Here is a 13005-nt window from a genome sequence, read left to right as displayed (position 1 = left end):
TCCAACGAAAAAAGTAGTGGACAAAACGTGAAGAGTGGGTTTCCCCACTCTTCAGAAAGTTAGTTCTATCCTCATGATTACCAAAAAAATTATATCATAACCCGTATTGACTGACAAGAATTGTTTTCCTCTCAAGCCTTTTACCAGGAAACAGATTAAACGAGTATGTTCGCGCCATAACGCGATCGGTGGAGCTAGAACAGGGAAAGTTGATTCGATTCCGGCAGCCCCCTGAAACAACCCATATTGCCCAAAACTTCGATAGTTGTCTTGGTCGCCTTGGAGCGCTGTTGGAAGTCTTCCACCGATAGATATTCGCCCGCATCGCGTGCACCAGCGATATTGCGTGCCGCATTATCGCCAATACCAGCAATCGCTGCGAATGGAGGAGTGAGGCTGTCGCCATCGATCGTCCAACGGGTAGAATCGGAGACATACAGGTCAACCGGCTTGAAAGAGAAGCCGCGCGCCGTCATTTCCAGCGCCATCTCGAGAATGGATACCGCAGCTTTCTCTTTCGGCAAAGCCGCGAAACCTTTCTGCTCGATCTCGACCAACCTTTTCAGAATGCTGTCGTAACCCTGGCAAAGCAGCTCAAGATCGAAGTCTTCCGCCCGCACCGTGAAGTAGGTTGCATAATAGGCAATTGGATGATAGAGCTTGAAAAATGCGGTGCGCACAGCCGAAATGACGTAAGCGGCGGCATGCGCTTTCGGAAACATGTACTCAATGCGCAGGCAGGAATCGATGTACCACTGAGGAACCTTGCAGCGTTTCATTTCCTCGATCCATTCCGGCGTCAATCCCTTGCCTTTACGCACGCTCTCGGTAATTTTGAAAGCGAGTCCGGCGTCCATACCTGCCTTGTAGATCAGGAAGAGCATAATCTCGTCGCGGCAGCCAATAACGGTTTTGATCGTACAGGTGCCCTTCTTAATCAGCTCTTGCGCGTTGCCAATCCATACGCCCGTGCCATGTGACAGACCCGAGATTTGCAATAAGTCCGCGAACGAAGTGGGCTGCGTCTCCTCTAGCATTTGGCGAACGAACTTTGTGCCCATCTCCGGCACGCCGTAGGTAGCAACCTTGGAGCGAATCTTTTCCGGCGTTACGCCGAGTGCTGCCGTAGAGTTGAACATGCTCATGACTTTTGGATCATTCATCGGGATCGTTGTTGGGTCAATGCCCGTCAGATCCTGCAACATCCTCATCATCGTCGGGTCATCGTGCCCAAGAATATCAAGCTTAAGCAAGTTCGCGTCGAATGCATGGTAGTCAAAATGAGTCGTTTTCCACTCGGCGCCCGTGTCGTCAGCGGGATACTGGACCGGTGTAATATCCTCGACTTCCATATAATCCGGTACAACGACAATGCCGCCGGGATGCTGGCCGGTGCTCCGCTTCACTCCCGTACAACCGGAAGCAAGGCGGCTAAGCTCCGCTCCGCGCCATTTGCGCCCCTTCTCTTCCTCATATTTCTTGGCAAAGCCGTAAGCCGTTTTCTCTGCTACCGTACCGATCGTCCCGGCACGGAACACACATTTTTCCCCGAAAATCTCCTTGGTAAAGTTATGCGCAATCGGTTGATACTCGCCGGAGAAGTTGAGATCGATATCGGGAACCTTGTCGCCCTTGAAACCAAGGAAGGTCTCGAACGGAATGTCCTGTCCGTCGCCTCGCATCATGGATCCACACTTCGGACAAGCCTTATCTGCCAAGTTATAGCCGGATGACACGCTACCATCAAGAATCCATTCGCTGTGACAGCAACCATCTGTCTTACAAAGGAAATGCGGAGGCAGCGGGTTAACTTCGGAAATACCGAGGAAAGTTGCGACGACAGAGCTGCCGACGGACCCACGGGAACCGACTAGATAACCGTCTTCGTTGGACTTTTTGACGAGCCGCTCTGAGATTAAATAGTTGGCGGAGAAGCCGTATTTAATAATCGGTATGAGTTCCTTCTCCAACCGGTCGATGACGACCTGCGGCAGATCCTCTCCGTACAACTTGCGCGCCGTGGCGTAGCAAGTTTCGCGGATTTCGTCATCCGCTCCCTCGATAATTGGCGTATACAGCTTATCCGGGAACATTTCGTATGACTCGAACCGTTCCGCCAGCTCTACCGTATTCGTCACGACAACCTGATAGGCAAGCTCATCACCAAGGAAGCGGAACTCCTGCAACATCTCATCCGTCGTACGCAAATGCGCATCCGGAAGGCGCTGATTTTTGAGCGGACTGAAACCTGTAATACCCAGGATCGTAATCTCGCGGTACATCTTTTCACGCGGATTGAGGTAATGTACGTTGCCGGTCGCAATGACCGGCTTGCGGAGCTTGTCGCCGATTCGGCATATTTTGCGCATTGCTTCTTCGATCTCGGCACGGCTGCTGACAAGTCCCTTGTCGACTAGATGCATATAGAAATCGACCGGCTGAATTTCCAGCACGTCATAGAATTCCGCTACGTCCTCGGCTTCCTCGACCGTTTTGTTGAGCACAGTTTCAAAGAACTCGCTCTTTTCACAGCCGGATATAACAAGCAGTCCTTCGCGCAGATCCTTCAGCTTGCTTTTCGGGATGCAGGCGACACGTTTGAAATGTTGAGTATGCGACAGCGAGATCAGCTTGAATAGATTTTTTTTGCCCACTGCGTTCAGCGCGTAAATATTGCAGTGGAAAGGCCGGCTGTTGGAAATGTCCATACCGACATAATCATTCAGCTGATGCAATCCCGTCACATTACGCTCCGCTGCATCGTTGATCAGACCATGCAGAATACCGGCCAGCGCCACGGAATCGTCGATAGCGCGGTGATGGCTCTCGAGACCAGCTTTGTACTTAGTAGCCAGCGTGTTCAGTCGGTGATTTTTCATCGTTGGATGCAAAAATCTTGCCAGCTCCAGCGTATCGAGCACTGGGTTCTTCAGCTCAGGGATGCCGATGGCTTTGCAAGAAGCTTGAATGAAGCCAATATCGAATCGGGCGTTATGCGCAACTAATACGCAGTCTCCAACAAACTCGATGAACTCCCTCAGCTTGGGCTCCAGCTCTGGCGCACCCCGCACCATATCATCCGTAATATTGGTCAATTGCTGGATATGGTAAGGAATTTTCTCATGCGGGTCAATAAACGTCGCGAACCGATCAATCTCATGGCCATTCTTGTACTTGACACCAGCCAGCTCGATAATTTTACAATTCACGATGGACAGGCCCGTCGTCTCGATATCGAAAACGACATATTCCGCGTCTTTGAGCGACTCTTCCCTTGAGTTAAGTACCATCGGCACGGCATCGTTTACGACATTGGCTTCAACGCCGAACAACACCTTAACGCCGTTTTTCTTGCCATGTTTAAAAGCATCCGGATAACACTGCACATTGCCATGATCGGTTACGGCGATTGCAGAATGGCCCCACTTGGCAGCCGTCTTGATGTAAGTGTCTACAGATGTTACCGCGTCCATCGTACTCATCGTCGTGTGCAAATGGAACTCTACACGCTTGACCTCGGCCGTATCGGTACGCTCCTTGGGCGCATGCACCTCATGCAAATCACTCGGCATCATGACCAGTTCCGGCTCCTGCATAAAGCGATCATATTCCACGCGACCACGTGCTTTAATCCATTTGCCATTGAACAGTTTGGAGAGAACTTTTACATCTTCCTTTGTTTTGGCAAACATCTTCATCGCCATGGAATCCGTAAAGTCCGTCACATTAAATGTAAACAGCGTACTTCCGTTGCGCAGCTCCTTGACATCGAGGCCGAAAACAGTGCCTTGCACCGTAATCTTTTTCTCTTCTTCAACGATATTCATCATCGGGACGGCTTCTTCGCGGATATCGTAGCCGACAGCAAGTCTCACATCGCCCTCTTCCGCCTCCGGTACCGCTTCGGATGTTACACTCTCCATGATTTGCTGCACTTGCTCGCTGTTCTCCTGCACAACTCGTTTCTCGAATTCTTCGTACAGCTCACGCGCATTTTCACCAGCGGTCAGCTTGACACGCAGCGTCCGGCGGAACCGATCTTCATAAAAGCGCACAATCGCTTCATCGATTTTTTTGCGCTTTGCGAGCTCTAGTCCTGCGCGGTCCATCAGCATAATTTGCAGCGCTCCGCCACTAGCCGATGGAGCGGCCTTTGCGAGCCAGCCGTTGACTGAAGCCATCTCCTGCTGTGCCCATTCAACGAACAGCGGCCAATATTCCAGCGCCAGCTCGTCGGTGGATACTTCCTCATCGTACGTGAAGCAGAAGGACACCTCGGCCAGATGACTGAATTTCTGCTTGATCATACGGCAAAAAATCGTATAAAAATCCTTCTTCACTAGGGAGCTTTTTGTAATGTAAAACGTCCATTCGCGGTTGCTCGGGCTGACCAATACCTTCTCAATATGTCCATCGGTAAAATGGTTCCCGACCAGCTCCGGCGGCAGCTCCGCTTGCTTCATCAACAGCTCAAAACGCTGTCTCTTGCCCTCGCTCATGTCATTCCTCCTGATTAACGCTAAAACTTCATAGACTCTTATTATAGCGTTGAAGATAGGGGAAGAACATAGGAAGTTGTCGTCAGATGCGAAACGACTAGTGTTCGAATGGCTAATCTATATGCTGTGCTTAGAAATATTACGATGGAACTCGCTGCGCGAACCGGTCCTTCTTCCGATCGCTGTTGTAGTCGGATTCCCTGATTTCCCTACCCCCTCTATAAGGGGGGAATCCGCCTACAAAGGCGAACGCGTTGCTTCTCCAGAAGGCCGGTTCGCTCCGCTTCCTCGTTTATTTCATTAATTCATCTTATATAGAATGATAGCCTTATCGGCCCCATTCTATCTCCAACGACACCCGTCCATGTGGACGGGTGTCGTAGTGCTTGTCCAAGTTTCGCTCCGCTTCCTTGTTCGTTTTGTAGAAAGAAGATAACGGATTAGACTGGTCCCAAAGTTACTACTTAGGTACCTCTAAATTTAGCTAGGGCGCACTATTCGGATGACCAGATCCCGTTTGACAACAACCCAGCGAAGCGAGACTCGCGTTTGGTGAAGGTCAAACAGAAGGTTTCCGGGAGTTTTCGAACGACGGAAGGAGCCCGGCAATTCGTTCGAAGCGCATTGTGGTTTCGACGGGAGCTGGAGCTGCTCCCTTCGCTTGTCTCAGCCTTGTCGGGGCAACTGCGGCTTAGATAGGCTTAAGTCGTAACACCAAATCAGTCTCGTATTGATGTGGGCATGCACATTTTGTATGATTTTTCACTCAACATGCATTCGGGCCGTGCTGATATTTTAGATATTGTACGATAAATCATTCAAAATGGCTGGGCATAGGCGACGAAAGCTCGGCTTTGTATGTTTTATCATACAAAGTGTTGAAAAGAGGCGGCTATAAACCGAGTTTTATACGATAAATCGTACAAAAAAAGTTGCGTTGCCCACGAAAGACGAGTTCAAACCCTATTCAATTCCAGAGGAGAAGCACGCCCCCGATGATCCTGCACAGCGCAGGATTATTCGGACGTTTATCATTTACCTATATAGGTACCTAAGTAGTACCCTTTATTAAAAACAACAAGTGTAACATGCCCCGTGAAATCCACTTCTTCGATATACATTTGTCTGTATGTCTTCTGTAATATTCCTCTCCAATGAGATAGATCACCCTATTTTCTCTTCACCATTAATTCCCTCTTTCGTTGATCTCTTTTAAAATTGAAACATATTCGTATAAATTCATATTCCCCTTTTTCTTATCTAGGATCACCGCTTGTTCTCGAAGCGGTAACCCGCTTCGCCATGCGGATTCATATTACCCCGGAATGCAAAAAAGAAGCCCGAGGCGGGCTTCTTTTTTTGTAAACTGACACAATCAGATTTGAAGCTTAGTAAGCGCGAGCAAATACAACGGTATGCTCGGCCTTTTCGCCGCAGCACAGACAGTTAGCCTTGCGCTCGGCAGGGTCGAATGGAATGTTGCGGCTCGTAGCGCCGGTCTCTTCCTTGACCTGCTTCTCGCAAGCGGCAGAACCACACCAGCCAGCCGTAACGAAGCCACGCTTCTGCTCCAGCAGCGCCTTCATTTCGTCCAGCGTATCAACCGCATGGGTGTTGTCCGCGCGGAAAGATTTGGCCTTCTCGTACATTTCGTGATGAACTTCCTCCAGCATACGGGAAATTTCGGAAACGAGATCGGCTTGAGCGACAATGCGTTTCTCGCCGCTGACGCGGGAGACAAGCACGCAGACGCCGTTATCCATATCGCGAGGTCCGAGTTCCAGACGGATCGGTACACCGCGCATTTCATACTCATTGAATTTCCAGCCCGGGCTCATATCGGAACGGTCGTCGACACGAACGCGGACACCGGCTCCTTTAAGCTGGCAATAAAGCTCGTCGACACGAGCAATGACAGCATCACGGGTTTTAGGAGGTCCAATTGGGATCATGATCACTTGGGTTGGTGCAACCTTCGGCGGCAATACGAGGCCACGGTCATCGCCATGCACCATGATCAAGGAACCGATCAAACGAGTGCTGACACCCCAAGAAGTTGTATGAGCGAACTGCTGCTGATTGTCGCGGTCGAGGAACTTAATATCGAATGCCACGGCAAATTTGTTGCCAAGGTAATGCGACGTTCCCGCTTGTACTGCGCGCCCATCCTTCATCATCGCTTCGATGGAATAGGTGTCTACAGCACCGGCAAAACGCTCGGATGGCGTTTTTTCGCCGCTGATAACCGGAATCGCAAGATAGTCCTCGACGAAGCTGCGATAAGTTTCCAGCATGCGCATCGTTTCCTCGCGCGCCTCGGATTCTGTTTCATGTGCAGTATGGCCTTCCTGCCAGAGGAACTCGCTCGTGCGAAGGAACGGCAAGGTACGCTTTTCCCAGCGGACGACGTTCGCCCATTGGTTGATCAGCACAGGAAGGTCGCGGTACGAGTGAATCCACTTGCTGTACATATGACCGATCATCGTCTCCGACGTTGGGCGAATAGCCAGTCTTTCCTCAAGCAGCTCGCCGCCGGCTTCCGTTACCCAAGGAAGCTCGGGATTGAAGCCCTCGACATGCTCTTTTTCTTTTTGGAAAAAGCTCTCCGGAATGAACAGCGGGAAGTAGGCGTTGCGATGACCCGTCTCCTTGAAACGACGGTCCAGCTCTTCCTTAATATGTTCCCAAATTTCATAGCCGTCTGGCCGGAAAACGATACAGCCTCTGACCGGAGAATAGTCCATCAGCTCGGCTTTTTTGATTACATCAATATACCAACGGGAGAAATCCTCTCCCTGCGGAGTAATTTCGGTTACGAATTGCTTTTCTTTCGACATAGCTGAAACGACAGCTCCCCTCTACCCTTTAACAAGTCGCAATATATCATTATAAGTTACGGCTAACATGAGCAGCATCAGCATCATGAAGCCGACAACATGCACCATGCTTTCCCTTGCTGGATCAATCGGCCTGCCGCGTAGCGCCTCAATTCCGATGAATACGAGACGACTGCCGTCCAACGCCGGAATCGGCAACAGGTTGAAAATGCCAAGATACAAACTGAGCAGCGCTGTCCATCTTATTAGTTGTGCTTCGCCCTGACGCGCAATTTCGCCAGTCACTTCCGCCGTACGTACCGGTCCGCCAAGATCATCGAGCTTGAAGTTGCCCGTAATCAGTTGGCCGAAGCCTTGAAAAATGGCTATTGTCATACCCTTCATAAGCGTGTAGGTTCCGGTCACCGTCTCGGTGAATGTAGCGGAACGCATCGGATAGGTGGCTGTGACGCCAACCTTGCCCATTTTGCTCTCTTCATCCAGTTTAGGCGTCATCGTTAAGGTGAGCGGCTCTCCCGCCCGACTTACCTTAATCTCGATTTCCTTGCCGGCGGACTTGCCGATGACTTCGATCATGCGATCATAGTCTATCCCGACTTCAGTTCCAGCAACGGATTGGATGACGTCGCCTTTTTGAAGCCCGGCTGCTTTAGCAGGCATGCCATCTACAACGGTGTTGATCTCCAAATGTTTCGGATTGTCCACGACGACACCTGTCATCTGGATGTAGACGGCGAACAGGACAATCGCGAGAATGAAATTCATGAAAGGCCCGGCGGCAATCGCGAGCGCGCGCTGTCCTACCGTTTTGCTAGCGAATTGGCGATCCAGTGGAGCAATCTGTGTGTCGCGCCCCTTGGCGATAAGCAGTGCCTGCGGGTGCATCTCATATCTCTCGGACTCACCCTCGACGAGCAGCTGCACGAATAGCTTGCGCTCCAGGTCGATCGTCTCAACCTCACCGCGGATAACACCGCTACGCTCATCCAGCTTATCGAGATAAACCCTTGTAACCTTGCCATTTTTCACTCGGACGGCAACAGTCTGACCAGGCTGAACCTCAACAAGCTCCGGATCTTCACCCGCCATGCGGACGAAACCGCCAGCAGGGATCAAACGCAAGGTGAAACGTGTCTCGCCGCGCTTAATCGAGAACAGCTTCGGGCCAAACCCGATAGCGAATTCCCGCACGAGAATGCCTGCCCGTTTGGCAAAATAGTAGTGTCCCCATTCATGAATGGTGACAATGACAAAAAACACAAGAACGGTCATGAATATGACCTGTAATGTATCCATCGATGGTGGTGCCTCCTGTCGTAACGGCCTGTACCTAGATTATCATTATTCTCCAGCCTGGCACAAGAGAACCGCCCTACAGGGAAGTTGCCGTCCTTCGAGCCCATAAATCCGCTTCAATGATCGCTTCCAGTCCCGGATTAGCAATGGGCTCGTACTTTTCCATAACCTTCTCCAGGACGGTCTCAATAGCAAGAAACTCAATTTCTCCACGCAAAAAGCGATCCACTGCCACCTCATTCGCAGCGTTGAATACCGTCGTCGCGGTACCGCCTAAGCGGCCGCTCTCATAAGCCAGCGCAAGGCAGCGAAAACGGTCGAAGTCCATCTCGCGGAACGTAAGCTTGCCATACTCGGCAAGACTCAAGCGACCAGACGCATTGCCGAGCCGCTCTGGGTAGGACAATGCGTATTGAATCGGTACGCTCATATCCGGTAATCCGAGCTGAGCAACAATACTATTATCCTTGAATTCCACGTAAGAATGGATGATGCTTTCGGGATGGATAAGCACGCCAATCTGATCATAATCCAGTCCGAACAGCCATCTGGCCTCGATCACCTCAAGCCCCTTGTTGACCATCGTGGCGGAATCGATCGTTATTTTGGCGCCCATCGACCAGTTAGGATGGCTCAACGCTTCCTCCACCGTCACGCCCTGCAACTGCTCCCGCGTGCGATCGCGGAAGGAGCCTCCCGATGCCGTCAGTGTAATGCCCCGGACATCCTCGCGACGCTCGCCGTTCAGACATTGGAAAATAGCAGAATGCTCGCTGTCCACCGGCAAAATGGAAACTCCTTTACGCTTGGCCGCCTCCATAACAAGATGACCCGCCGTGACCAGCGTTTCCTTGTTAGCCAGTGCAATATTGCGTCCCGCTTCAATCGCAGCCAGCGTAGGGACTAAGCCTCGGCTGCCCATAATCGCCGTGACGACCGTGTCCGCATCGCCGCTTCCAGCGATCTCCACAAGCCCATCTTCACCTTGCAGCACCTCGATGCCGGTTGGCAAAGCCGCTCTCGCTTCGCGAGCAGCCTCCTCTGTAGCGAGACATACTCGCTTGGGACGGAAGCGGAGCGCCTGCTGAATCAGCAAGCTGACATTGCCCCCTGCTGCCAGTCCATCCAGCTCGAAGCGTTCTGGGTGCTGGGAAAGCACCTCCAGCGTCTGTGTTCCAACTGAACCAGTCGAGCCCAGAATGGTTATTTTTTTCACCGCGGCATCTCCCCTTATCAACTTGTTATGTAAGTGTGAACAGGTGGCTAAATAGGGAGCAAGCCCGTTAATACGAGCAGCGGAAACACGATGATCCAGCTGTCGCAGCGATCCAGCACTCCGCCATGTCCAGGCAGCAGCTTACCGCTGTCCTTGACGCCGCGAAAACGCTTGTAGGCCGATTGGATAAGATCGCCGAACTGTCCTGCGATGGCCGCCACCGTTCCGATTAGAATAGCATGTCCAAGACCGATGATTTCCGGTGCGCATAGCTGGAAAATAACCGCGACAATAATGGAAGCGGCAATTCCGCCTAGCGATCCTTCAATCGTTTTGTTCGGGCTAATTGCAGGCCACAGCTTTTTCCGTCCGATCGCCTTGCCGATAAAGTAAGCGCCGATATCCGAAGACCAAATGCAGGCAAAGCTGAGGAAAGACAGATAAAGCCCGTAGGGCTCCGATTCCCTGACTTCGTACATGGAGGCGAAACCGTAACCGACATAGATGGCTCCAAGCAACAACAGTGCAGCACCATCAAGTGCTGTTTTATTTTTGGATAGAACCGTGACAGCTAACAGCAGCAGCAATAACAGCCAAATGGCCGTCCCATCAGGCGGAACCCCAATCCCCATATCCTCCCAAGGCAGCATAAAAAAAAGAACCCCGGCATAGCCGATAAGCCCAGCCGGGTGAAAGGGATGGAAACCGTTCAATCTTAAATATTCGTAGAACCCGATCAGAGCAAGCAGCAGAAGCAGACAATAATAGATCTGGCCGCCAACGACCAGAAGCAGCAGAAAGAACACTCCTGCTCCTACTCCTGTCAAAATACGTTGTTTCATCGCTTTGTCCTCGCTTGAAAAGCAGACTAGGTCAAACCGCCGAACCGTCTGGCTCGCCGCTGGTATTCCGTTATAGCTTCCTGGAAAAGCTCCTCCGTAAAGGCTGGCCAGTACACATCGGTGAACCATAATTCGCTGTAAGCAAGCTGCCATAACATGAAATTGCTGAGACGGAGCTCACCGCTCGTACGAATCAGAAGATCAGGATCCGGTAGCTCACTGCTAAACAGCCGACCGGCAAACAGCCTCTCGTCGATGTCATCCGGGTTTAGCTGGCCTGCTACGGCATCCGTCGCAATCGCGCGCACCGCATCGACCATTTCTGCCCTACTCCCATAATTCAAGGCGAAATTGAGCACGAGCCCGGTATTGTCCTTCGTTTTCTCGATTGCTTCCTCAAGTGCTTCTAGCGTATAGGAGGGGAGATTTTCCTGATAACCCATCATGCGTACTTGCACATTATTCTCTATCAGTTCTTCCAGCTCAAGAGCCAGAAATTCCTGCGGCAAGCGCATCAAGAAATCGACTTCCGACTTAGGCCGTTTCCAGTTCTCTGTAGAAAAAGCATACAAGGTCAAATACTTAACTCCGGCCCGATCAGCGGCCATCGTTACCTTTTTGACCGCCTTCATTCCGCTATGGTGGCCGGCGAATCTCGGCAACCCGCGATTTTGAGCCCATCGGCCGTTGCCGTCCATTATAATGGCGACATGCTGCGGTACATTTTCCCCAGCCGGCAGATCAGCCTCCTGCGGAGATGTTTTGCCGCGTCTTGACCAAAATCTGTCAATCATTCCAACTTCCTCCCCGCAGGCATTGAATCTTTCACAGACCGGGATATGGGGCCTGATGCAGGCAAACCCCCACCTGTAAGGGAGGGGCCGCTCATGCACAGCGGATGCAAAATCACTCTAGAATGCATGCCCTCATCGGGATCATCCACATAGTTCCACCCCTACGGAATAGCTGACCAAGAAGGCATCACATCCGTATGGCTCGGTCCGCTTTATACTTCCATAATTTCTTTTTCTTTGGATGCCAATACTTTATCGACTTCAGCAACATATTTATCCGTCGATTTTTGAATGTCTTCCTGATGACGCTTGGACTCATCCTCAGAAATATCCGTTTTCTCCAGCTTTTTAATGGAGTCATTCGCATCTCTGCGGATATTACGGATTGCAACCTTAGCTTCCTCGCCGAATTTCTTAGTCATTTTGACCAGATCTGTACGGCGTTCCTCAGTCAGCATGGGTACTTGAATGCGGATAGAAGCTCCGTCATTCGAAGGAGTCAAACCGAGGTCGGATTTCATAATGGCGCGCTCGATGTCACTAAGCGACGATTTGTCCCAAGGCTGGATGAACAGTGTTCTGGAGTCTGGAGTGTTGATGTTAGCCAGCTGATTAAGCGGCGTCATAGCTCCATAATACTCCACTTGAATGCGATCGAGCAGAGCCGGTGCTGCACGACCCGCGCGCAGCGTGGCCAGATCGCGCTTCAAGGCGCCAATCGCTTTCTCCATCCGCTCGGTTGCGTCTAATTTAATGGATTGCGGCATATTAGTTGGCACTTCCTTTCACGATGGTTCCGATCTTATCGCCAAGCACGACACGCTTAATATTGCCAGGGATCGTAATGGCGAATACAATGAGCGGAATATTATTGTCCATGCAGAGCGAAGTGGAGGTCGAGTCCATCACGCCCAGATTGCGGTTGAGCACATCCATATAAGTCAGCTGCTCGAACTTTTCGGCCGTTTCATCCTTGAACGGATCTGCGGAATAAACGCCATCAACCTTGTTTTTGGCCATGAGGATAACCTCTGCCTCGATCTCAGCCGCACGCAGTGCTGCCGTCGTATCCGTGGAGAAGAAAGGATTGCCGGTACCGGCTGCAAAAATGACGACACGTCCTTTTTCCAGATGGCGGATCGCCCGGCGGCGAATATAAGGTTCCGCGATTTGCTGCATAGCAATGGAGGTTTGAACGCGGGTTGGGACGTCAATGGATTCCAGCGCATCCTGGAGGGCGAGCGAGTTCATGACGGTTGCGAGCATCCCCATGTAGTCAGCCGTAGCCCGGTCGATGCCTTTAGCTGTACCGGCAATACCGCGCCAGATGTTGCCTCCGCCGACGACAATAGCTACCTCTATGCCCAACTCCACGACTTCCTTGATTTGCTGCGCGATGGATGAAATCATATCGGCTTCAATGCCGTAACCGGCTTGACCCGAAAGTGATTCACCGCTCACCTTCAGTACGATGCGTTTATAGACGGGACTCTCCAACGTAAATACCTCCATGTTCAAGAC

The 13005-nt window shown here is 51.3% G+C and carries 8 protein-coding genes and 1 pseudogene; 1 reads left to right on the top strand and 8 read right to left on the bottom strand.

The window, feature by feature from the left end; translation table 11 throughout:
* Window positions 1–194: 194 nt before the first annotated feature.
* The gene (locus tag CGZ75_RS04760) at window positions 195–4499 is read right to left on the bottom strand and encodes a PolC-type DNA polymerase III (RefSeq protein WP_089523108.1); all 4305 of its coding nucleotides are present in this window, start codon (window positions 4497–4499) and stop codon (window positions 195–197) included.
* 504 nt (window positions 4500–5003) lie between these two features.
* Between CGZ75_RS04760 and CGZ75_RS25715 the strand changes: the two are divergent.
* A pseudogene (locus CGZ75_RS25715) lies at window positions 5004–5111 on the top strand (IS66 family transposase); the annotation flags it as partial.
* A 776-nt stretch (window positions 5112–5887) separates the two neighbouring features.
* Here the strand turns inward: CGZ75_RS25715 and proS are convergent.
* The 7 genes from proS to pyrH form a co-directional block, all read right to left on the bottom strand.
* Complete coding sequence (proS, locus tag CGZ75_RS04755) at window positions 5888–7336, bottom strand: proline--tRNA ligase (RefSeq protein WP_089523107.1); 1449 nt, start codon at window positions 7334–7336, stop codon at window positions 5888–5890.
* Between the two features lie 21 nt (window positions 7337–7357).
* Entirely contained in the window at window positions 7358–8632 is a 1275-nt protein-coding gene (gene rseP / locus CGZ75_RS04750) for an RIP metalloprotease RseP (RefSeq protein ID WP_089523106.1), read from the bottom strand.
* Between the two features lie 76 nt (window positions 8633–8708).
* A complete protein-coding gene (locus CGZ75_RS04745) occupies window positions 8709–9848 on the bottom strand; it encodes a 1-deoxy-D-xylulose-5-phosphate reductoisomerase (protein ID WP_089523105.1) in 1140 nt (379 codons plus the stop codon).
* 47 nt (window positions 9849–9895) lie between these two features.
* On the bottom strand, window positions 9896–10690 hold the full coding sequence (locus tag CGZ75_RS04740; protein ID WP_089523104.1) for a phosphatidate cytidylyltransferase: 795 nt from the start codon (window positions 10688–10690) through the stop codon (window positions 9896–9898).
* A 26-nt stretch (window positions 10691–10716) separates the two neighbouring features.
* On the bottom strand, window positions 10717–11484 hold the full coding sequence (locus CGZ75_RS04735) for an undecaprenyl pyrophosphate synthase (protein ID WP_089523103.1): 768 nt from the start codon (window positions 11482–11484) through the stop codon (window positions 10717–10719).
* A 212-nt stretch (window positions 11485–11696) separates the two neighbouring features.
* Complete coding sequence (frr, locus tag CGZ75_RS04730) at window positions 11697–12251, bottom strand: ribosome recycling factor (protein WP_089523102.1); 555 nt, start codon at window positions 12249–12251, stop codon at window positions 11697–11699.
* A gap of 1 nt (window position 12252) precedes the next feature.
* Window positions 12253–12981, bottom strand: coding sequence for a UMP kinase (gene pyrH, locus CGZ75_RS04725; RefSeq protein WP_089523101.1), 729 nt, complete (start codon window positions 12979–12981; stop codon window positions 12253–12255).
* Window positions 12982–13005 lie beyond the last annotated feature (24 nt).

It is taken from the genome of Paenibacillus herberti, assembly GCF_002233675.1.
Taxonomy (GTDB): domain Bacteria; phylum Bacillota; class Bacilli; order Paenibacillales; family Paenibacillaceae; genus Paenibacillus_O; species Paenibacillus_O herberti.
The sequence above is the reverse complement of the archived record's forward strand: the minus strand, read 5'-3'. Positions and strand labels throughout refer to the sequence as shown.